The following is a 22106-nucleotide window of genomic DNA, read 5'->3' on the forward strand; positions in this document are numbered from 1 at the left end:
TAGAGAAAATAAATGGTAAAGAAGGTTACTGTTTCCGCCGATTTTTCCGATTAGACGACCGGTTTTTCGGCTGGGTAGATGAGGATGCCGGGAGTGAGTGAATAAAGTTTTCGCCCGTCTCAGACGACTGACTGATCGTCGCCGTCGCTTGACCCTCCTGCGAAATCTCGACCGTGTTAGGGCCAAACGGTCCGTCGCCACGGTTGTGCTGGCTGATCGTCGTTTCGGTGCCTTTCGGCACCCGCAGACTCACCCGGTTACCGGGCTTACTGCCATCGGCGACGGCACCACCTTGCTGGCTGATGCTGACGCTGTTCCCGTTGCCCGATTGGGTAACGGATGCCAAATTTCCTGAACCACCCGTCTGACTGATCGTGACACTATTTTGGGCGAGAACGGAAGTACCTGAGAGTAAGAGGAGCGGAATAAGTGTACGTTTTTCCATGCTTCATTACGGATTTAAGGTGTTCAATTCACTCATTGGATACTGAGTGGATCGAATACAAACGCTGTGTTTTTACGCTATTCAATTCCTTAGATAATTACTAGTTAATCATATGAGTATCTTATAAACAAGAATAACAGAACGTCCACTTGATGACAGAGAGTACGTAAAAAATGGGTTAGGATTTGCTCAGTTGATGAATCAAAATTATCTGACTCTCCGCTATCGTGCTGAAGAAAAGCGGTGAACGACGACCTGTGGTAAGTGAATGGTTGAGTTTTGGGAGGGAGTTGATCAGCGGTGTAGAAATTGACGCATGAAATCGTCTTTGCAGCTTCGACTCAGGGGGATAAACTGAGGTCCGACGCTTACCTCTACATCGTTGAATGACTCGACATAGTTGATATTGACAGCGTATGATCGATGAATGCGCACCAGGCATGCCTGATTTACCCGATCCAGGATATTACTCAGGGTCAACCTGATTATATACTTCCGGCCCGAGGTTACCAGCTTCGTGTAGGAGTTGTCGGCTTCCAGATAAAGTAGCTCGTTCATGTCGATCCGGACGAACTGGTAGTTTTGCCGGATATACAGGTAATTATTAATCTGGAGCAGCGCTTCTCGATTACTGCTATCGCGGTCGGCAGCAATCGGCGGTATCCGTAACGTAGCATTATGGATAGCTAGTTCAATAGCCGTCCGCAGACTCGTTAATTGCCAGGGCTTGTTCAGGTACGCAGCGGGGTACGTTTGTTTAGCTCGCTCCAGCGTATCACGATCGGTTAGTGCGGTCAGGTAAATAATGGGGACAGCGCGTTTAGCCGTTAGCTGACGAATGGTTTCAATACCATCCCACTCGCCTTTGATCATAATATCACACAGAATAAGATCAACCGACTGACTGTTAAACAGCTGAAGTGCCTTAGGGCCATTGTTAGCGACGCCGACCACGCAGTACCCCTCGGCCTCTAGGGTATCGGAAAGGTCCATCGCTAAGATGGGTTCGTCTTCAACGATCAATATTTGAATTCGTTCTACAGGATTCATGTGCGTTGTAAAGAAGAAAGTGATTATGTCTACGATGCAGTAGTCAGACGACTAGCTGGAAAGGACAGGCGAAAGAGTGTACCATTCTGTTTGAGCCATTCGCCCCGCCCGTCCAATTGTTCGCTGAGCGATATGATCAACCGTTTACCGAATGACCTGGGTTTGTTAGCGCCCTGCCAGTCGCGAGCTTCGATACCAGGCCCGTTGTCCTGCACTTCGAGCATCATACCACCGCCGGTGCTGTTTTTATTTTGCAATAGATTGATACGTAACAATGGCCGCTGATTATCGCAGTAGGCATACTTAAAGGCATTGGTAGCAAGCTCATTGACAATCAGTCCTAGCGGAATAGCCACATCAACGTCCAGTTCTGGGAGATCAACGTTGAGTTGAAGATCGAACTCATCGGGCTGATAGCCATAGGCCCGCATCAGGCTATCGGCGAGGTCGGAGAGGTATTCGGCCATGTTGACGGCTGTGAGTTGATCGGTCTGGTAAAGCCGCTGATGAATCAACGACATGGCTTCAACCCGTTGCTGGCCAACCCGCACGGCCTGAATCGCCTTTTCATCATCAAGTCGATTGAGTTGAAGCTTTAGCAGGCTCGAAACGATCGCCAGATTATTTTTAACGCGGTGGTGCAACTCCTTCATTAGCGTACGTAGCTGATCAGACTGATTCATCAGTTGCTGACTGTTAGCGGTAATGATTCCGTTTTGTACCGACAAACGAAGATTTGTCCGCCGAATGACGGTGTACTGTCCCACCAGCGCACTCAACAGAACGAACAGCAAACCCAGGCCACCGGTCATATACTGGATTTGCTGGGAACGCTCCTGGTTACGCTGGCCTAATTCGGCAATTTGCTGCACCTTCTTTTGTGTATCGTACTTAGTCCGTAATTCGGCCACGGCTCTTGCCTTTTCGACATCAGCCGCAGCTTTAATTTGAGCCTCCCGACGTTTCTCTTCTGACTGAATAGCGGCAATTTGCCTTGCTTTCTGAGCTTCCATCCGGGCGATTGCTTCCGTTTTGGCTAGCTCCAGATTGGCTTTAATGGTGGCGAGCGCGTTTGCCTGTTGGGTAGCGTATCGCCCCTGGAGCTGACTGATGGTACGTGTCTTCGCAATAGTTACCAGCGAGTCTTCTATTCGCTTGTTACGCACTAAAGATGCATAAGCCTTGTCGTACTGACTGGCATGGGCGTATACGGTAGCCGCGATGCAGTACACTGTACTAACTAGTGAAGCATCTCTTACTTCTCCGCTTAGTTTCAGGGCTTTTTCTACGTATACGATGGCTTTATCCGACTGCTTTAAGCGATCATAGGCCGTGGCCATATTCCTGTAATTATGAATAAGACTACTGGTCTTTTTAAGAGGCAGGTTTATAGCAAGTGCCTTTTCCAGATAAGTAATGGCCTTTTGGTGCTGGCCTTCCTCATTGTAATTCTTACCCAGATTATTGTAGAGTATGCGGGCATCTTCGGGCGTTACTTCTGTTTGACCAATGGGAGCCAGCGCTTTGTAGAAATAGTCCCGCGCCAGTTGGTTATCACCCAGGTCTTCATAGATGATACCAATGTTGATATAATTTAATCGCAGGGACTTAGGAACATTCAGGCGCTCATTGAGCGCAATTGCTTTCTGGGTGTAGACAAGCGCCTGTCGACTATACGCCTGAACGCCCTGAGTCTGCCCCATCATCTTGTAAAGTAATCCCAGGCTATTGTACACCATGGCAACGGATTTCAACGCGTTGACTTTAGCGTATTCCGTTGTTGCGCTTTGAAAAGACATCAATGCCTCCTCAAATAGCCCCTGGTGCATCTGAATGATCCCCGTGAGTCGGTTATAGTCGCCTAGCCCGAGTCGATAGTTTACCCGGAGACAAATCGGCCGCATTGCCTTTAGGTAATTGACGGCCGAGTCGGACTGGTTCTGCTTGTAAAAAATGTTCGCGATGTCATAATACGTCTGGGCTCGAATGGTATCTGGTAACCGGAGCGCCAGAACATTCTTCAAACTATCAATTTTCCGTTGCTGGGCCACCGTTGGTCGAGCCACCAGTAATAGTAACAGGACGAGACTGTGGATGAGTAAAAGGTACCCTTTCATAATAGGCGTAGTAGGATAAAAGATGATGTGGTAGAACCGAGGTCTTAGCCGTTATCTAGTTTTTACTTTTCACCAAGCTAATAGGCATTATTAATCTGACTCGACGGTAAAACGAAGCTGGTAGTACGTTAACTGACACACCCGTTTAGGACTGAAATAGACAGCTAAAAAGCGTCACCAACGTGCCAAAAAGCATCACCAGCGTGCCAAATAGATGGTTTAAGAGCTGAAACCACCTGCCTACCCTAGCGAGAGTAGCTTTGCAAAGGAGCCAACCTCCCCCATTAGCCTGAGTACTCATTGCGTTACCCTTTCATGCTCAGCCCATTGGCTCATACTTGATGTACCGTTTAGAGAAAAGCGTCTACTTTCGAATTTCAGCTCTATGTTTTCTTCGCTTTTTATACGTTCATTGACTGTATGTTGCTTGTAGACCGACAACATAGCTTCACGTTTCAGTATGCGCTGCTATATTTTCTATCCCTGCTTCTGGCTTCTCCTGGTAATTGGTTTAGTTCGATCAGTTAACCTCAGCGGGCAGTCAACGAAACAAGCGGAAAGCTGGGCTCCCACGCAACTCCTTGGCGTGGACCAGGGCTTACCCCAGGCCTTTGTTTCCGACATTGTTTCCGACGATGACGGTTTCATCTGGGTTGGTACCCGTGATGGGCTGGCGCGCTATGATGGCCATCAGTTTGTTGCCTTCCAACATCGGCCCGATGATCCTACATCCCCCATTGATAATGTGGTTGCCAAGTTGTGGAAGGGGCGACGTAACGAAATCTGGGTTCAATACGAAACCGGCGATATCGACCGGCTCAACCCGCAGACGGGCCACTGCTGGCACCTGACCCGTCAACCCGCCTTTGCAGCTATTCTCAAACTTCCTTTTTCCCTGGGAGGGGTACTCCAGGTCGATCAACAGGGTAATTTATGGGGCGCTCTGAAAAACGAAGGTGTATTCTGTTGTGATTTTAATCGGCAACGGCTCCTTCGATTTCGCCGGGCTACCCATAACCTTTCATCGGATACCGTTATGGCGATTACGTTAGATCGGCGAGAGCGACTCTGGTTCATCACTCAACAGGGAGTTAGCCGGCTGAACGTAAGCACGAACCGATTTGAAACTGTTCTGTTGCCGAGCCCGTACGAAACCCCTAAAGGGTACGATGGTCTACCAGTCGGAAAAATAAGTACACTGCTGCGTACCAACGGCGAAGTGCTTTTTGGCGATCGCACGCATTTGTTCTTTTTTAACCCGGACCGTCGAACCATCCGCTCGATTCAATCGCCCGTCGCCGGGCGATCAGACCTGCAGTTTATGGCTCACAGTCCATCCGGCCAAGACTACGTAGAAGCTAATGGAACGGTGTACCAATTAACCGACCAGGGGCAAGCTATACCGACATGGCGCTACGAGACCGGTAACGGAACGTTGTTGACGGGTGTCTGGTGTACCGGTATGCACTTCGACCGGGTTGGGGTGTTATGGATGGGCGGGAATACGCTGGGTCTGCTTCGAATCAATCTGGCAGCCGCTCCCCTACACTCGTACGCCTACCAGACCATTTTCTGTCAGGACGTTTTTCAGCAGGAAATGAACCTGTCGCTGGTGAAGGAACTGCATTGGCCATTTGACAAAGAGCTACCTCGTATGTATAGCTCGTACATGGTCCGCTCTGATTTTGACCGCCAGGGCCATTTGTGGATTGGTTTGGGTGATGAGGTTGGATACTATGATTTTCCTACTCGTCGTTTTACGCTGCTCCCACCAATTCCTGATCGGGTAAAGATTTCTTTGGAAGGCGGACAGCGTGGCTTGTCGATAGCCCCTGATGGTCGCTTGTGGATTGTTACGCAGGCAGGACAGCCGTTTTGGTATGATAGCCAAACAAGCCAATGGCGTTCCCTGCAAGGCCGTCGGATGAGTGCCCTGCCCCCTACGCTCACGCATGATCTGCTGGCTGACTCAACAGCACTGTGGATAAGTACAATAAGCAATGGACTCGTACGAGTAGGCATTTCAGATCGACGCGTGCAGTCCTTTAACTTTGGTTCAGCCGCCGATAACCAGCCTCGTCAGTCATTGATCGATCTTGAGCCTGATCCAACAAGACCAAATATTCTCTGGATTGGTAGTTATCAGGGGCTAATCCGTTTCGACAAAAAAACCGGGCGTTACCAACGATTTACTACTGCTCAGGGATTACCCAACAATACGATTTACTCGGTACTAGCTGACCGGCAGGGCTATTTGTGGCTCGCTACCAATAAAGGCTTATGCCGATTTCATCCCATCCGACATTCGATCTTAAACCTAAAAACGTCGGATGGGTTACTCGGTGATGAATTTAACCGGTTTCATCACCTGCGGCTGCCAGATGGCCGACTGGCCTTTGGTGGCCTAAACGGCTGGGTGCTGTTTGACCCAGCACTAATCAAAGCTGACCAATCGCAACCAACAATCGCGCTGACTGATTTACGAATCAACAATAAGCTCGTCGACCAGTACAGCATTCGCTCTCCATTGGCAGCTCCCGTCAACAAGCTATCTACGCTTGTCTTGCCATACGATCAGAACTATTTGACGTTCGAGTTTGCCGCCTTGAATACGCACCAGCCCGACCGGGTTACCTACCGGTATCAATTACTAGGCTATGATAATAATTGGACTATGGGTAGTCCGTCAACGGCTACGTACACAAAATTGCCGCCCGGTCATTATACGCTACAAGTCAACGCTGCCAACGGAGCCGGGGAATGGAGTTCGCACACAAAACGGTTAGCGATTGTCATAGAGCCGCCACTCTGGGCCAGCAAATGGGCGTATGGGTTCTATACCCTTCTGGCTATGTCGGCGCTGGTCGGTTTTATTCGATTCCGGACGCGTCAGGATCGCAAACGGCATGAACTTATTTTGCGAGAGCGGCAGGCCAACGAACTACAACATCTCGACCAGGCAAAAACCAGGTTCTTTGCCAACGTATCCCACGAGCTGCGGACCCCTTTGTCGCTGATGCTGGGACCTTTGGACAGCGTCCTGAAAAATCAGCAACTAACAAACCGGGACGAACAGCTCGTGCGAACAGCGGAACGGAACACTCGCCACTTGCTGAGCCTGGTCAATCAACTACTCGATTTCACTAAGCTGGATGCGGGAAAAATGGACGTAAATCCGCATCCTGTGCAGTTGAAATCACTGATTAATAGCACAATTGCCAGCTTCGACTCGCAGGCACAGCAGGAAGGCATCAAATTGACCAGCGACATGCCGATTGATGGCAACCCTGTCATCGAACTCGATGAGCGTAAATTTCGGCAGGTGCTCATAAATTTACTGGCAAACGCACTCAAGTTTACACCTACCGGCGGCTCGGTGCTTGTTACGGTGCATTATGAGCAATCCCAAGTACGCGTAGCGGTATCGGATACGGGACGGGGAATATTACCCGATGATTTACCGCATGTTTTTGACCGGTTTTTTCAGACCAAACAGCTAGATGCCTCCATTGAAGGCGGTTCGGGCATTGGTCTGGCGCTCTGTCAGGAAATCGTTCGTTTGATGCAAGGCCATATCTGGGCCGATAGTAAGTGGGGGAAAGGCAGCACGTTTACGCTGATTATTCCAGCCCCAGAACATATTCTGTCAAACGAAGCGGCCGCTGCCAGCGTGTCGGAAGCAGCACCCACGGCCATTACCGACGTTATTGGTTCTTTCCCAAAAATCAGGCAGTCAGTACCCGAAGAACACAAGGACAGCGTGTTGGTGGTTGAGGATAATCTTGATCTGCGGGAGTATATGACCACAATTTTGTCACCGTTCCTTATCGTGCAAACAGCTGGCAATGGTCAATTAGCACTCGACTTACTAGACAGTATGCCCCAGCCGCCTTCGCTCATCATTTCAGACATCATGATGCCGGTCATGGACGGTTTTCAGTTGCTGAAAACGCTGAAAGCGCATGAGTCATACCGTCGGATTCCGGTGATCATGCTTACAGCCCGAGCTGAGCTGGCGGATAAACTACAGGCTTTGCGCATTGGCGTTGATGACTATCTGCTGAAGCCTTTCGACGAAGACGAATTGACAGCCCGGATCAGTGCTTTATTACGTAATCAGCGTGAACGATCAGCAATGCTGGCGGCCTCCGTTAGCCCGGTAGAAAACGAGCCGACGGGGGAGCCAGTGCCCCCCGTTTCGGACGAGGATGCCCGTTTACTCCAACGACTGGAGGAGCTGACGATAAGTAGTCTGGACAACTACAATCTGACGGCTGATGAGCTGGCGGATTCGCTAGCCATGAGCCGCCGGACATTCTATAGAACAATCAAACGCCTGACGGGCCTAACGCCTACTCAGTACCTGACCGAAGCGCGGTTTAGGCAAGCTCGTTATCTATTGGAAACACGTCAGGTCTCGACCATTAAACAGGTTGCTCACCGGGTTGGCTTTCGGCAGGTCAGTCATTTTGCTCAGACCTACCAGCAACGCTTTGGTAAGCATCCCACTGAGTATTTTTAATTCTTCGCCAGTAATGGAGTAGGTTTAGCGTACTCTTACCACCCTGACAAACGCCATCGGCCCGGACGATCCGGGCCGATGGCGTTTGCTCAATATCCTCTCGCGGTATTGTCAGCTCTCGGGTCGGATGCCCCTTCCAGAGAACCGTCGGGACGCACCAGCACACAGTCCATACGACCTAAGGTATTCGTTAGTTTTTCGAGGATATAGCCACGTCCCTGCAACGCCTGAATAGTCGGCTCCGAAAAGGCCCCATTTTCAAAGGTCGTCTTGTCGGGTAGCCACTGGTGGTGGAATTTCAGCGCGTTGACCGCCTGCTGCATGGTCATGCCATGTTCGATTACGTTCAGGATGGTTTGGTACACCGACGTAATAATGGTGGAGCCCCCCGGTGTTCCTACGACCATGAATAATTTACCGTCTTTTTCCAGGATCGTCGGCGTCATCGACGAGAGCATTCGTTTGTTAGGAGCAATAGCATTCGCCTGATTCCCAATCAAGCCAAACATGTTGGGCACGCCCGGCTTTACGCTAAAATCGTCCATTTCATTGTTCATGAAGAAGCCCGCGCCCCCCACAACAACCCGGCTACCATACCCGCCGTTAAGTGTTGTCGTAATACTAACTGCGTTACCAGCCCCATCAACCACCGAAAAATGGGTTGTCTCCAGACTCTCGTAACCAGGAACCATGCCACCTTTTACGTTCCGGCTGTCAGTGGCTTTGGCGAAGGAGAAGTCCGTCCAGCGCGTCTTCAGATAGCTGGGACTGATGAGCTGCGCAACGGGGACTTTCACAAAATCCGGATCACCCAGAAACTTAGCCCGGTCGGCATAAACGCGTCGTTCGGCCTCGATCATCACCTGCACGGTCGAATCCCTGTTCCAACCCCAGCGTCGTAGCGGATATTGCTCCGTCAGCCGCATCAATTGCAACAGCGCAACGCCCCCGCTGGAGGTCGGCGGCATGGTAATAACATTGTATTCTTTATAGCTGGCTTTGAGAGGTTCCCGCCAGACGGCGTGGTAATTTTTCAGATCTTCTTCGGAGATAATACCGTTACCCCGCTTCATTTCGTCGACCAGCAATCGTGCGGTTTCACCTTCGTAGAAACCGGCCCGGCCCTGCGCCTGAATACGTTGCAGCGTTTTGGCCAGGTCCGACTGCACCATAATATCGCCTTTGTGCCAGGTCGTTGTGTCAGTAGGGACCGTCGCTTTCAAGAAGTACGTTTTTCCGGGATTAATCTGCGCCAAATCCGTTTTGATCCGATTCAAGCCAAAGGCATCACGCTCCGTCAGCGGGAATCCGTTCTGCGCCAGATCAACAGCGGGCTGCAACACCTGCGCCCAGGAGAGTTTACCAAACCGTTTGTGCGCTTCGGCCATGCCGTCGACCGAACCCGGTACGCCACTGGCCAGGTGACCGCTGGTGCTCAGACCTGCCCGGACGTTGCCCAGCGAGTCCAGGTACATATCTTTGGTCGACTTTCCGGGTGCTTTTTCGCGATAATCGAGCGTGTAGGACTGTCCCGCCTGATCGCGGTACACCATAAATCCCCCGCCCCCAATGTTACCCGCGTTCGGATAAACAACCGCCAGTGCGAATTGCACCGCTACGGCCGCATCGACCGCATTGCCACCGGCTTTCAAGATGGCGAGTCCCACCTGCGACGCTTCCGGGTGCGCGGAGGCCGCCATCCCATTTCGGCCAATGACCCCTACCCTGTCCGAAAAAAACGGACGGTTGGTCGGGTCTTCGTCGCGGTACTGGTAGACGCCCTGACTCTCACGAACGCGGCTCTCGTTCTTGCTGGTAGTCGATTGAGTTTTACAGCCGGCCAGCAACGTTATTGCCAGCAGGGGCGCCGTACGGAATAGGTGTTTCATGAATTCGGGTTATTCTCAGTGACCACTAAACTACAAAATTTGACCGAACGACCGGCGGTCTGCTCCAATTGGCCCAAATGATTTGAGGAGTTGCCTAATAGGCAGTAGATTTGTTAAAATGCGGTTCGTAGCCGCTTCCGTTCATCATCTCGTTTGATTCCCATGCGTTTCCTTCGTCAGGTTCTGGAAAGTTTTCGCTTTGCCTGGCAGGCCCTGCGCTCCAATCTACTGCGGACTACCTTGTCACTATTGGGTGTTACGGTCGGGATTTTTGCCATTATCGCCGTCTTTACGCTGGTCGATTCGCTGGAGCGTAACATCAAAAACAGCCTGAACTTTCTGGGTAGTAACGTCATCTACGTGCAGAAATGGCCCTGGTCGTTCGGGACGGGTCAGTATCAGTGGTGGAAATACTTTCAGCGCCCCGTCACCAACTATAACGAGTACCGGTTTCTGACCGAGCGACTCGAAAACGCCGAAGCTGTTGTCGCCCAGGCGTTCAAGACCAACGTTACGGTCAAACATGGCAACAACAGCATGTCGGCCCGCATCATGGGCGCTACGTTCGACTACGATAAAATAACCACCGTGCCTATTCTCCGCGGTCGTTACTTCACGCAGCAGGAAGTCAACATGGGGCGTAACGTGGCCATAATCGGCTCCGAGGTGTCCGATAACCTATTTCCAGGTGAGAACCCAGTGGGAAAAACGATAAAGATCAGCGGTCTCAACTTTATCGTCATCGGCGCGCAGGAGAAGAAAGGTGAGGGCTTATTTAATTTCGGTGGCAATCCCGACATTAAGTGCCTAATCCCGTACGAGGCCTACGCCAAAATGTTCCAGTCGACCAATCCCAGTATTGACATCATCGTCAAAGGGTACGACAGCGACCTGGGCCTCGTTGAACTGGAGAGCGAAGTACGGGGTCTGATGCGTACCCGACGCGGGATACGCCCCTTGCAGGATGATAACTTCGCCATCAACCGACCCGAAGCCGTAACGCAGGCCATCGGGCAGATTTTCGTAGTTCTTACGGTAGCGGGCTGGATCATCGGTGGCTTCTCGATTCTAATCGGAGGCTTTGGCATTGCTAACATTATGTTCGTGAGTGTCAGGGAGCGCACAAACATAATCGGCATTCAAAAATCGCTGGGCGCCAAGAGTTACTTCATTTTATTTCAATTCCTATTCGAGTCGATGCTACTAAGTCTGGTTGGCGGTTTGGGCGGAATCACGCTGGTACTTCTGTTAACGTTTGTGCCGTTAGGAAGCCTCAACCTGCAACTCTCAGCGGGTAATGTTATTCTTGGTTTGGGCGTATCCAGCATCATCGGGATTCTATCAGGTATTATCCCGGCTTACTCTGCGTCCCGACTCGACCCGGTTATTGCTATTCGGGCAAAATAAAAAGACGACCTTACGGCAACGGCCGATAATAAAAGCCCCTCTCCTAAAAACAGGAGAGGGGCTTTTACATTTTTACCAAAGTTGTTTACCTCTTAACCTAGATCTCGATGCGGAACAGGTGCATCGGCAGGACGTAGGGATCGAGTTCGACGTAATTCCATTCTCCCTTCCAGGTGTAATACGCTCCCGTCAGCAAATCATGTACCTGATAAGGTTGCTCGTGACCAATACCCAGTTGCCAGATCGGTACCTGCACCGACGCAGCCCGTCGGTTATAAGCATCGGTATTGACGATGATTAATAACTTGTTATCGCCTGATACTTTCAGATAGGCCATGATGGCGTCGTCGTGAACCGTACAGAACGTAATGTTATTGGTTGTCTGCAGCGCTGCGTTCTCTTTTCGAATCCGGTTCGTGATCGTGATCAGGTGCGTCAGCTTATTGGTTTTCTGCCAATCCCAATGACGAATTTCGTACTTCTCCGAGTTTAGATACTCTTCCTTGTTCGGGAATTGGATATGCTCCAGTAATTCGAACGATGGCCCGTAGATTCCGTAATTACTCGACAGCGTAGCCGCCAGGAAATACCGAATCAGGAACTGTGGCTCGTGGCCCGACTGCAACACGCCCGGATTGATGTCGTGCGTTGTCGGCCAGAAGTTCGGCCGAAAATAGTAACGCATGGCATCGGGCTGGCCGTTCGCCTGCGTCAGTTCGGTCATGTACTCCTGCAATTCGGCTTTCGAATTCCGCCAGGTGTAGTAAGTATACGAATGCGCAAAACCGCTCTTCGCCAGTTGCTGCATCACTTTCGGCTTGGTAAAGGCTTCAGACAGGAAAATCATGTCCGGAAACTCCTTTTTCACCTCGGCAATAACCCATTCCCAGAACGCAAACGGTTTCGTGTGCGGATTATCCACCCGAACGATGCGAACACCCCACGACGCCCACACCAGCAGTAACCGGCGGAGTTCGGCCCAGAGGTTCTGCCAGTCTTCGGTTTCGAAGTAAACAGGATAGATGTCCTGATATTTTTTGGGCGGATTTTCGGCGTACTGGATTGTGCCATCTGGCCGCTTCTTGAACCATTCAGGATGCTCTTTCGCCCAGGGGTGATCGGGTGAACACTGAATAGCCAGGTCCATCGCCACTTCCATTTCGTAATTTTTGGCAATGGCAATCAGATGTTTGAAATCTTCGACCGTACCCAGTTCGGGATGAATGGCATCGTGTCCCCCCTCGGGTGAGCCAATACCATACGGAACACCGGGCTCACCAGGCTGGCAAACAACCGAGTTGTTTTTGCCTTTGCGGTGCGCCGTACCGATGGGGTGAATGGGCGGCAGGTATAATACGTCGAATCCCATATTTGAAATTCGCGGCAGCAGCGCTTCAACGTCTCTGAACGTACCGTGGCGTCCTTCTTCCTGGGCCGCCGAGCGGGGGAACAGGCAGTACCACGTACTGAATCCCGCCCTTGCCCGGTCGACCTCTACCCCTAATTCATGCACGTACCGCGTAGGGTATTGTCGTTCGGGATAGTGGTTGGCATAGAACGTAAACTGGTCGCTCTCCGCAACAGAAACAGCCTCGTTATACCGATCATCCTCCACCGAAGCCGAGCCCTCCCGAAACAGTGTTGCCATGGCACGTAATGCCTGAATGTCGGGATTGTCGGACAGCGTTTCGATGGAAGCTGCTTTCGCTTTTTTGCCTTTTGCTTTGGGCTGCTCTCCGCCCCCCGCACGCGCCAGCATCCCATCGATATATTGCGCTCCGGCCAGCAACTCACTGGTAATCCGCTGTCCATCGGCAACTTTTAAGTGGATTTCGTGCTGCCAGGAAGCCGGATGATCAATCCAGGCCTCGATCGTGTAGACGTAACGCCCCTGTTTGTCAACAACGAATGAAGCTCCCCAGCGGTCGTTGTTGATCAGCGCCATACTTACCTCGGTCCAGGCTTCATCAGTACTATGCTTATACAATAACCGAACCGCCAGGTAGTCATGCCCATCAGCAAAAACATCGGCTTCAACGGCAATTACGTCGCCAGGTACGGCTTTGATAGGAAAACGCCCCTCATTTAGCTCAGGGGCGACATGTTGGATAACAACGCGGGTCTGGCCGACCTGCGGTAGATTGAGAGACGTTGGAGTTCCGCTCATGTATCGTTAAGTCATTAGGTCTATACTGTATAAGGCTCAACCAGTGAGCAATGTTACAAAAAAGGCCCGTTTCACTGACTTTATCCACCACGGTAGGTTTTTGTGAGTAAATCGCAGCTTCCTTCATACTTACACGGCTACCTTCACCTTTGTGCGCTTATCCATGAACGTTCAGTCCCCTATCCTGCTTCTTTATCTGCTGCTGGCATTGCTTATCTCCACTACGGCCCAGCCGGTTACTTCGGCCATCCGTCTGAACCAGCTTGGCTTTTATCCCAAAGCAGCCAAGGTTGCCATAGTGACGACTGGTGCCGATACGCTACGACGGCTTGCCACCTTCCAAATCCTTAATTTCAGCACGAAAAAGGTGGTCTTCACCGGACAACTTGGGTCCGCCCGAACAAACGCTATTTCCGGCAAGAAAACCCGACTAGCTGATTTCTCCACCTATACGAAAGCTGGACAATACACACTCCTCGTTCCGGGCCTGGGAGTTTCCTATCCGTTTTCAATTAGCCCTAACGTCCACCGGACACTCGCCATTGGTAGCCTTAAAAGTTTCTATTACCAGCGAGCCGCAACGGATTTGCCTGCCCGGTACGCTGGACAGTGGGCTCGATCGGCGGGCCATCCGGATACCAGTGTTTTGATCCATCCGTCAGCCGCGTCAACAGGACGGACGGCGGGAACGACGATTTCTTCTTCCAGAGGCTGGTATGATGCCGGGGATTATAACAAGTACATCGTGAACTCGGGAATCACGATGGGAACGCTGTTGTCGCTGTGTGAAGATTTTCCGGCGTATACCAAATCACTCTCGACCAATATTCCGGAAAGCACCAACGCTCTCCCGGATATACTGGACGAAATCCTTTGGAATTTGCGGTGGATGCAGACCATGCAGGACCCAAGCGACGGCGGAGTCTACCACAAGCTGACGAATCCCGGTTTTGATGGTATGGTCATCATGCCCGACAAGGCAACTAAACCCCGTTACGTTGTGCAGAAAAGCATTACTGCAACCGTCGATTTTGCGGCCGTCATGGCGCAGGCGGGTCGTCTGTTACGCGCCTACAACAAGCAATTACCGGGACTGTCCGATTCCTGCACCGCAGCCGCCGTCCGGGCCTGGAACTGGTCCGTAAAAAATCCGACGATGGCTTACAGCCAGCAGGCAATCAATCAGCAGTTTGACCCCGATATCAGCACGGGCACCTACGAGGACCGGGACGCCAGCGATGAATGGATCTGGGCGGCCGCCGAATTGTACGTAACGACTAAAGACGATGCCTACTACCGGGCGGTTAATTTGTTTCCCGATCAAGCCACGCCCCTGCCCGGCTGGCCACAGGTGCGCACGATGGCTTACTATACACTGGCCCGCTTTGGCAATACGTTAACGGATCTGGGGAAAAGAGACCTGCCGCGGGTTAAGCACCACCTACGTACCCTTGCCGACTCGTTGATTGATGGCGTAGCTAACCAGGCGTTTGCAACAGTAATGGGAAAATCAGCGAAGGATTTTATCTGGGGAAGCAGTTCCGTAGCCGCCAATCAGGGAATTGCGCTCCTCATGGCCTACCGCTACACTGATTCGCCAGTTCGAGACCAGTACCTGTACCACGCACTGGGAAATCTGGACTATCTGCTGGGTCGTAATGCCGTTGGGTATTCATTCGTTACTGGTTTCGGCAGCAAAACGCCCATGCACCCGCACCACCGTCCCTCTGTTGCGGATGGCATTGTTCCTCCAATACCGGGCTTTCTATCAGGGGGGACTAACGCGAGAGCCGCCAGCCAAGACAAATGTGCGGGTTACACAACGACCCTGGCCGACGAAGTATATCTCGACGCCGACTGCTCATATGCTTCCAACGAAATTGCCATCAACTGGAATGCCCCCCTGGTTTACCTGGTAACGGCCCTGGAAGCACTCCAGCAGGATCAACGTAACCGTCAGCCGTAACGTTTCTAGTTCGCTCCGTCTAACTTTGCCCGCGAGATGGACTGGGTACTAATAGCATTGCCCCACTGCGTACCAGCTTCAACACTGAACCGATATTGCGTACCAGCGTACAGAGGAGCCAGGGTTGCTTCTCCTGCCTGCCGGTTCAAGACGATGTTTTCCGAAGGAAACAGGTACAACAGAATCGACGTAGCAGCCGACGCATAAGCCGACCGCACCGACGGATAAGCCGGGTAGTTTGGAATAGGGGAAACCGTTTTAATGGTAGCGTCGATCTGCGACGGACGAGGCACAAAATACTGGTACTTCTGCCCCCAGCAGGCCGTAGTGACGTCCTGCAAGGTCCGGTTGAGCAACGCATAGGACCGGGCCGCCCGTAGTTCGTTCTGCCGTCCGTTACTAATTTCTTCTTCGGCGATCCGGTTCCAGTGACCGATGGCGGTGTACGTTCCTGAACCGTCCACCCAGGCCGTTGCAATTCGGTATTGATCACGGGTACGGGCATCCGAGATGGTCCGTACTTCAGCCAGCGCCTGTTGAAACGGAGCCGACGTCGTGGCGGGTGGCGCTCCGGGAGTCGACTGCGTACTGGTGGCGTTGTACCAGGTCGTTACGTTACCAGCCAGCGGCAGCAATGGTGCTTCGGCCGGCAGCGCCAGGCTAGTCCATTTCTGATCGTAAGCCGCGGACGTTCGTTTCGCTTGCCAGGTGTTGCTGGGGTCCGACGCCTGACCAAAACGGTCGTTCTGTACGCGGGTCAGTACCTTGGTCGCCACGGGTACAGCTAGTTCTTCGCCCGCTTTAACATCACTTGCTACGTTAGCTCCGGCCCAGATGCGGCTTTGTTTATGATCAGCGGCCTGACTTTGTAACCACGTAGCCTCGGCCGGAAAGAAGTAAGCCAGCACGCGGCTAGATACTTCGGCAATAGCCGCATCCTCGGACGGGTACGACGGTACGTCGGCGATAGGAACGCGCGGAGTAACGTCCTGCCGCAGTATCGACGGGCGATTGTACTGATATTTTGCGCGCCAGGCCACCACCAGTGCATCGTATTGCGCGACGCTGAGCAGGGCAAATAACCGGGCCGCCTGTGGGTCTGAGAACTGACTCGTAGGACTGTTGTAGGTCGGCGAGAGATTATATTTCGACACCAGTAATCGCGCAATCTGATTCCAGCGGATAACGCCCCCCGTCGCCCAATAATTGACGGACGTGCTTTGTGCGGGATCAATGCTGTACAGCTTGTTTTTGAGTTCGGCCAGTTCGTTCTGGTAGGATGTAGACGTAACCGGCAATGGGGCTGGTACACTGACCTCCGCCCCCGATGTCAGCACAATGGTTTGCCAGTTGCCGCCCCCCGCATCTACGGAAGAAGGTTCATAGATAGGCAAAATCCCTTCGTTGATGGCGGGTTCTTTACAAGCTGCTAAGCCAAGCAAAAGGCTACAGGCAAAAACAATGCGTTTATAAGTTTTCATGTGTTCCGGCTGCATCTCCGCTTAAATTCCAATAATAAGTCCCCCACTGAGCCGGGTTGTTTTTCCCGTATTTCGGCCATCAAGCGTTGTGCTGTACGTCCCCGTCAGCCCAAACTTCTTTACGATCGGCAGGTAGAGCGTAGCCCCTGCCCGCGTGAACCCAACGGCGTTGGTTGGGAATGGTATACCTGGTGCGATGTCGGTTCCGGCCGAGTACGGTTTCTGCCGTTGCACCCAGCCATCGAGGTACAGGTGTTTCGTCGTAATCCCTGCCCGCAAAATAGCTTCGGTTACGTCGGGCACGTTAACTTTCGACCCGGCATTGGGATTTACCTGCGCCGGATCATAATAGTTGATAACCCGGTCCAGCGTTACCTGCCCCCGGCGGATGTATCCGTATTGAGCCGTGATAAAAAACCAGCTCCCCTTAAAGTGCAGCATGGTACGTCCGTCGATATTCCGGGAACCGCGCCCCAGCGATACCATCGCGTCGGATACGTAATTTTGGAGCGGCATCTGGTAACCCAGGGCGAACAGCCAGGCCAACCGGGCTTTTTTGCCGAAGTTGAAATCGAATGCTTCCCAGCGTAGCGCGCCGTAAATGTCCTGGAAGCCTTCCTGTTTGGGTACGTAACCCGCACTAGCATCAGCGCGTGCGTACGAGGCCGATACAATAAAATCCAGGTCGTAGTCCAGGCCATAAACTCCGTATGCGTTTACCGCCTGGGTGGTGACGGTACCTAGGTTAGGGTCCCGAGTTTCGGTCGTGTTTACGTAGTATGAGTCAAATGTTTCCTGAGACGCGGTAACCGCCAGACTGGCTTTACGCTGGCCTCTCATGAAGCCGTCCATCATCCCCTGCCCCTGGCTCTGGTAAGTAGCCCCCAGTATCAGCAGCCCCAATGCCGCTATAAGTTTTTTCATGAAAAAGAAGTATCCAGTGGGTCAATCGTGGGCAAAATTAGCCATTATTTCTGCCGGCATTCGGGTTGGGCAGTTCGATCGTCAGGAAACCTATCGAACGCGTAACCACGTCTGCGCCTTTCTTCTCCAACGACCCCATTCCGTTTTTCTTTTAAAGGAACTTACGCAACGGCCTGCCCTGAGCGTAATCGTTACTGCTACACTGCAATCAAAACCCTTAGTTTTGTGTTAATCCAGCAGCCTATGATTTTTGACAATCACAATCGCCCCATCACCTACTTACGGCTGGCCGTAACGGATCGCTGCAACTTACGGTGCTTTTATTGCATGCCCGAAGAAGGGATAAAGTACTTGCCCAAGATGCAGTTACTGACTTACGAAGAGATGGAGCGGGTCGTACAGGTACTGGCTCGGCTGGGCGTTTCGAAAGTTCGGATTACGGGCGGTGAGCCCTTCGTTCGGGCGGGTCTGATGGATTTTATGCACCGTCTAGCGGCTGTCGATGGATTATCAGACATTTCGATGACAACCAACGGGGTGTTGACAGCTCCGCACGTAGCCGACCTGGCCGCGCTGGGTGTCAAAGCCGTCAACCTTAGCTTGGATACGCTGGACCGGGAACGCTTTCATAAAATTACCCGGCGCGATGAATTACCCGCCGTGCTCGATACGCTCGACAAACTATTGGCGGCTGGCATTCAGACCAAGATTAACGCGGTAGTGATGGACGGACAAAACACGCAAGACCTGATTCCGCTCACGGAGCTGGCCCGCGACAGGCCCGTCGACGTTCGGTTTATTGAAGAAATGCCGTTCAACGGTGAAGGCAGCCACTATCCCGTCCTGCACTGGACACACCGGCGTATTATCGATGAGCTACGGACGCATTTTCCTGACCTGGAAAAAATCCAGGACCCGGCCTTTTCAACGTCAGCGAACTACCAGATTCCTGGCTACCAAGGTACCTTTGGTGTCATTGCGGCCTTTAGTCGGACGTTTTGTGGTACCTGCAACCGAATCCGGCTCACGGCGCAGGGTACCCTGAAAACTTGTTTGTACGACGACGGTGTACTGGACGTTCGGGCGTTGTTACGTGCCGGGGCTACAGACGATGAGTTGACAGCCGCTTTCCTGAAGGCCTTTGCTCACCGCCCCGCCAATGGCTTCGACGCCGAACAAAAACGCGATACCGTCAGCGAATCGATGGCAACCATCGGTGGCTAGGCCCCTGTAACAAGAAAATCTTACGGCTAACGAACTTTAGCGGCTTAGAAAATTACCGTTGGCTGTACGGGGACCGTCGATTCCAGCAGATATTCGTTTGTGAACAGCTTCGCCGAATCCAGGTGCTGGATCAGTTCTTTGTGCTGATCTGTCAATAATTCGTTTCGAATCATCCAATTGGTGAATGAATTCCATACGTTACGGTGCATGAAGCCCCAACGGCCGTCGGCATCCAGATAGTAACTACAAGCCATTTGCTGGCTTTGTGCTAAGAAATAATTATCCGTGAGCAAGGGATCTTTTGCCGCTTTCACCAGCAGGTGGGCTGCGGCATCTGGTTTACGAGCAGCATATTGGTAACCGGCGGCCGTCGCTTTCAGAAATCGCCGTAGGGCATTTTCGTTTTCCCGAATCCAGTCGCAATGGCCCGTCAGTACCGGATTGTAGCCGTATGGAATTTGGTATTCGTCCAGCAGAAACTGATTTAGCTCGACGCCTTCTACCTCCGCTTTCACTCCTTCCCACGTAAGCCATATCCAGGCAGCATCGACTTCACCCGTTAGCAGAGCCTGCCAGATATTTCCCCAACCGGTCTTATGCGCGACAACCTTACCCTCCCCGCCGTCGTTTTGAATCAGCAACCGTACAATATCTTCCTCGAAACGAGCACCGTACGACGCATACGTTTTTCCGTCCAGTTCCCGCGGACGGCTGATACCACTCTCTTTTAATGTTACAATAGCGCTGATGTCGCGGGCAAGAACAGCGGCTACGGCCATCAATTCGATACCCTTCGTACGATAACTGATAATGCTTTCGGAAGGTGTAATGGCCAGCTCGGCCTTGCCCTGCGCCACGCGTTTGGCCGGAGCAACTTGAAAATCATCCTGATCCGGGCCAATAATCTGAACATCCAGGCCAACTTCTTTATAGTATCCTTTTGCCAAGGCCACAAAAAAACCAGTGTGGTTGGTATTGATCGTACGATCAATGGCCAGACGAATCTGCGTATCCATGCAAGTACAGTACTGATTATATTTTATTAACAAGCCCCGTTGGCAAAGGTTTTTCAGAAAACTATACAAGCCGTCAGCAGCTATCTCTGACCACAACTTCCTATCTACCAACGCCCTGCCGGTAGTTTTACATAAGTAATTATCAACAAAAATCCCCTCGATCTGCATTAGACCGAGGGGATTTTTGTTGTATTCTTTTTAGTCGAAGCTCTGTATCATATTGCGATACATGGTTGTAGCTTTCCACTGCCCTCCCGCAATAATGCGCCGAACGGTGTACAGCGGCATTTGATCATCCCGTTTGGTTGCCAGGGAGAAAGCAGCCAGGTAACCCCGCTTTTTCAATTCGGGCAGGGCTTCTTTGTTCCATAGGCCAAACGGGTAAGCAAAGTATTTTACGGGTTTGCCCGTAATACTCTGAAGTTTGGCATTTGGCTCGTCAATCTGAATTTTCCAGTCATCACCCTGGTATTTTTTTACGTTGTGATGATCCCAGGTATGCGCCCCAATTACGTGTCCCCGATCCGACAGATCTTTGATCTGCGCCTTGTCCATGTACGGCTGTTTTCCCCGGCGACCAATGGCCACCGTCATAATGAAAAACGACGCCTTAAAGCCATGTTTATCCAGCTCGGGGGCAGCAACGGTGTATTGCTCCAGGTCACCATCATCGAACGTAATCATTACGGGTTTCGACGGAAGCGGAGCGCCGGTCGCCAGATAAGCATACAATTGATCAGGCAGAATGGTGTGGTAGCCGCTGTCTGCCAGAATCTGCATGTGTTCCCGGAACGCAGCGGGCGGAATAATGTAGTCTTTCGCGCTTTGCGAATCTTTCGGACGCCAGTCGCGGATCTGGTGATAACACAACACAGGCACCTGTGGCCGGGCCAGGATGGTTGCCGCATCCGCCACCTTGTCGGCGGGAATCGATGCAGGAGCTGGCGTCGGGGTGGCGTCGCTTTTAGCAGCTTCCTTGTCCGCAGCCGGGGCGGAAGTGGTCGTTGCAGGCGCTTCGGTTGAATCCGAGCCTTTGGACTGGCAACTGAGCAGACCGCTACTCAGGCATACGGTCAGACTGGTGACCGTCAGAAGGGAAAGGGTATGACGCAAAAACATAATCAACTAAGTACACCCAAACTTAACAAAAACTTACCGGGCAATCCTATACCGTTTCTACAACCAATCCGAAAATATTATCTAGCGTTGATTGGTAACAAGCGTTGTTACCAATCCCTATCAAACAAAGCCGCCCAGACTTAGAGGTCCGGGCGGCTCATCAGGATTACGCTGCTAATTAGTTTGCTACGTTGATCCGGTAGTAAAATGGCGAGCTGTAAAAAGCGCCACCTGTGATATTAGCCCCTGTATTGCTGGCCGTGAACGTCCGACCATCCGTCAGACGCATCACGCCGGTTACCTCGAACCGATCGCCCGATGCGATGTCAGCGTTGGTCAGTCCCGTTGCCGTGAGTGCTTCCGCTCCTGTTACGGAGATAGTGGCCCGGGGGTACTTTGTCGTAGCGTCGGGTGTAAAGCCGGATGCAGGCAGGGATTTCAACGTCCTAGCGGCAACGTTCTTTGTGCCATTGGACGGGGTTGCGTCTACAAACGAAATAGACAGATCGTAGGAAGCAAAGTTGGCCCCATAATTGGGCGTCACGGCCTCGGCTACAAACTCCATTTTGGTGCCGCTCAGATTGGCTTTGCTGACGCTAAACGTAGAGTTCGAAACAGGATACGGCGATACCGTGCGGATGTAGCCTCCGTTGGTTAGTTCGTTGTCTTCGATGCGGTCGATCATGTCGGTTTTGCAAGCCATGACCGACAGACCAGAAAGCAAAAACAAAAATATTTTTTTCATAAATAACTGTCGTTAGAACGGGTATTTAGTACGA

At 51.9% G+C, this 22106-nt stretch carries 14 protein-coding genes; 4 read left to right on the top strand and 10 right to left on the bottom strand.

What is annotated here, in order from left to right:
- Nucleotides 1-25: 25 nt before the first annotated feature.
- The 3 genes from ACYVAD_RS03525 to ACYVAD_RS03535 form a co-directional block, all read right to left on the bottom strand.
- A complete protein-coding gene (locus ACYVAD_RS03525) occupies nucleotides 26-445 on the bottom strand; it encodes a curlin repeat-containing protein (RefSeq protein ID WP_461138071.1) in 420 nt (139 codons plus the stop codon).
- A 294-nt stretch (nucleotides 446-739) separates the two neighbouring features.
- Nucleotides 740-1495: a response regulator gene (locus ACYVAD_RS03530; RefSeq protein WP_461138072.1), complete on the bottom strand. Its 756-nt coding sequence runs from the start codon at nucleotides 1493-1495 to the stop codon at nucleotides 740-742.
- Between the two features lie 29 nt (nucleotides 1496-1524).
- Nucleotides 1525-3612, bottom strand: coding sequence for a sensor histidine kinase (locus ACYVAD_RS03535; protein WP_461138073.1), 2088 nt, complete (start codon nucleotides 3610-3612; stop codon nucleotides 1525-1527).
- A 460-nt stretch (nucleotides 3613-4072) separates the two neighbouring features.
- Between ACYVAD_RS03535 and ACYVAD_RS03540 the strand changes: the two genes are divergently transcribed.
- The gene (locus ACYVAD_RS03540; protein WP_461138074.1) at nucleotides 4073-8134 is read left to right on the top strand and encodes an ATP-binding protein; all 4062 of its coding nucleotides are present in this window, start codon (nucleotides 4073-4075) and stop codon (nucleotides 8132-8134) included.
- Nucleotides 8135-8223: 89 nt separating this feature from the next.
- On the opposite strand, the gene ggt is transcribed toward ACYVAD_RS03540, so the two are convergent.
- Nucleotides 8224-10023 (bottom strand): gamma-glutamyltransferase, encoded by a 1800-nt coding sequence (gene ggt, locus ACYVAD_RS03545; RefSeq protein WP_461138075.1) that lies wholly within the window; start codon nucleotides 10021-10023, stop codon nucleotides 8224-8226.
- Nucleotides 10024-10185: 162 nt separating this feature from the next.
- Here ggt and ACYVAD_RS03550 point away from each other — a divergent pair, with 162 nt between their 5' ends.
- Nucleotides 10186-11430: an ABC transporter permease gene (locus ACYVAD_RS03550; RefSeq protein WP_461138076.1), complete on the top strand. Its 1245-nt coding sequence runs from the start codon at nucleotides 10186-10188 to the stop codon at nucleotides 11428-11430.
- 97 nt (nucleotides 11431-11527) lie between these two features.
- Here ACYVAD_RS03550 and ACYVAD_RS03555 read toward each other — a convergent pair whose 3' ends face one another.
- Nucleotides 11528-13597, bottom strand: coding sequence for an alpha-1,4-glucan--maltose-1-phosphate maltosyltransferase (locus tag ACYVAD_RS03555; RefSeq protein ID WP_461138077.1), 2070 nt, complete (start codon nucleotides 13595-13597; stop codon nucleotides 11528-11530).
- 163 nt (nucleotides 13598-13760) lie between these two features.
- Here ACYVAD_RS03555 and ACYVAD_RS03560 point away from each other — a divergent pair, with 163 nt between their 5' ends.
- Nucleotides 13761-15563 (top strand): glycoside hydrolase family 9 protein, encoded by a 1803-nt coding sequence (locus ACYVAD_RS03560; RefSeq protein WP_461138078.1) that lies wholly within the window; start codon nucleotides 13761-13763, stop codon nucleotides 15561-15563.
- A 5-nt stretch (nucleotides 15564-15568) separates the two neighbouring features.
- Here the strand turns inward: ACYVAD_RS03560 and ACYVAD_RS03565 are convergent, their stop codons facing one another.
- Both ACYVAD_RS03565 and ACYVAD_RS03570 read right to left on the bottom strand, forming a co-directional pair.
- The gene (locus ACYVAD_RS03565; protein ID WP_461138079.1) at nucleotides 15569-17044 is read right to left on the bottom strand and encodes a vanadium-dependent haloperoxidase; all 1476 of its coding nucleotides are present in this window, start codon (nucleotides 17042-17044) and stop codon (nucleotides 15569-15571) included.
- Between the two features lie 21 nt (nucleotides 17045-17065).
- Complete coding sequence (locus tag ACYVAD_RS03570; RefSeq protein ID WP_461138080.1) at nucleotides 17066-17968, bottom strand: hypothetical protein; 903 nt, start codon at nucleotides 17966-17968, stop codon at nucleotides 17066-17068.
- A 243-nt stretch (nucleotides 17969-18211) separates the two neighbouring features.
- On the opposite strand from ACYVAD_RS03570, the gene moaA reads away from it, so the two are divergent.
- Nucleotides 18212-19192 (top strand): GTP 3',8-cyclase MoaA, encoded by a 981-nt coding sequence (gene moaA, locus ACYVAD_RS03575; RefSeq protein ID WP_461138081.1) that lies wholly within the window; start codon nucleotides 18212-18214, stop codon nucleotides 19190-19192.
- 44 nt (nucleotides 19193-19236) lie between these two features.
- Here the strand turns inward: moaA and ACYVAD_RS03580 are convergent, their stop codons facing one another.
- From ACYVAD_RS03580 to ACYVAD_RS03590, 3 genes are all read right to left on the bottom strand, one after another.
- Nucleotides 19237-20208, bottom strand: coding sequence for an ABC transporter substrate-binding protein (locus ACYVAD_RS03580; protein ID WP_461138082.1), 972 nt, complete (start codon nucleotides 20206-20208; stop codon nucleotides 19237-19239).
- Nucleotides 20209-20406: 198 nt separating this feature from the next.
- Nucleotides 20407-21327 (bottom strand): polysaccharide deacetylase family protein, encoded by a 921-nt coding sequence (locus ACYVAD_RS03585; RefSeq protein ID WP_461138083.1) that lies wholly within the window; start codon nucleotides 21325-21327, stop codon nucleotides 20407-20409.
- 178 nt (nucleotides 21328-21505) lie between these two features.
- Nucleotides 21506-22072, bottom strand: a complete 567-nt coding sequence (locus ACYVAD_RS03590) for a hypothetical protein (RefSeq protein ID WP_461138084.1) — start codon at nucleotides 22070-22072, stop codon at nucleotides 21506-21508.
- Nucleotides 22073-22106: the final 34 nt, after the last annotated feature.

It is taken from the genome of Spirosoma pomorum, assembly GCF_054776615.1.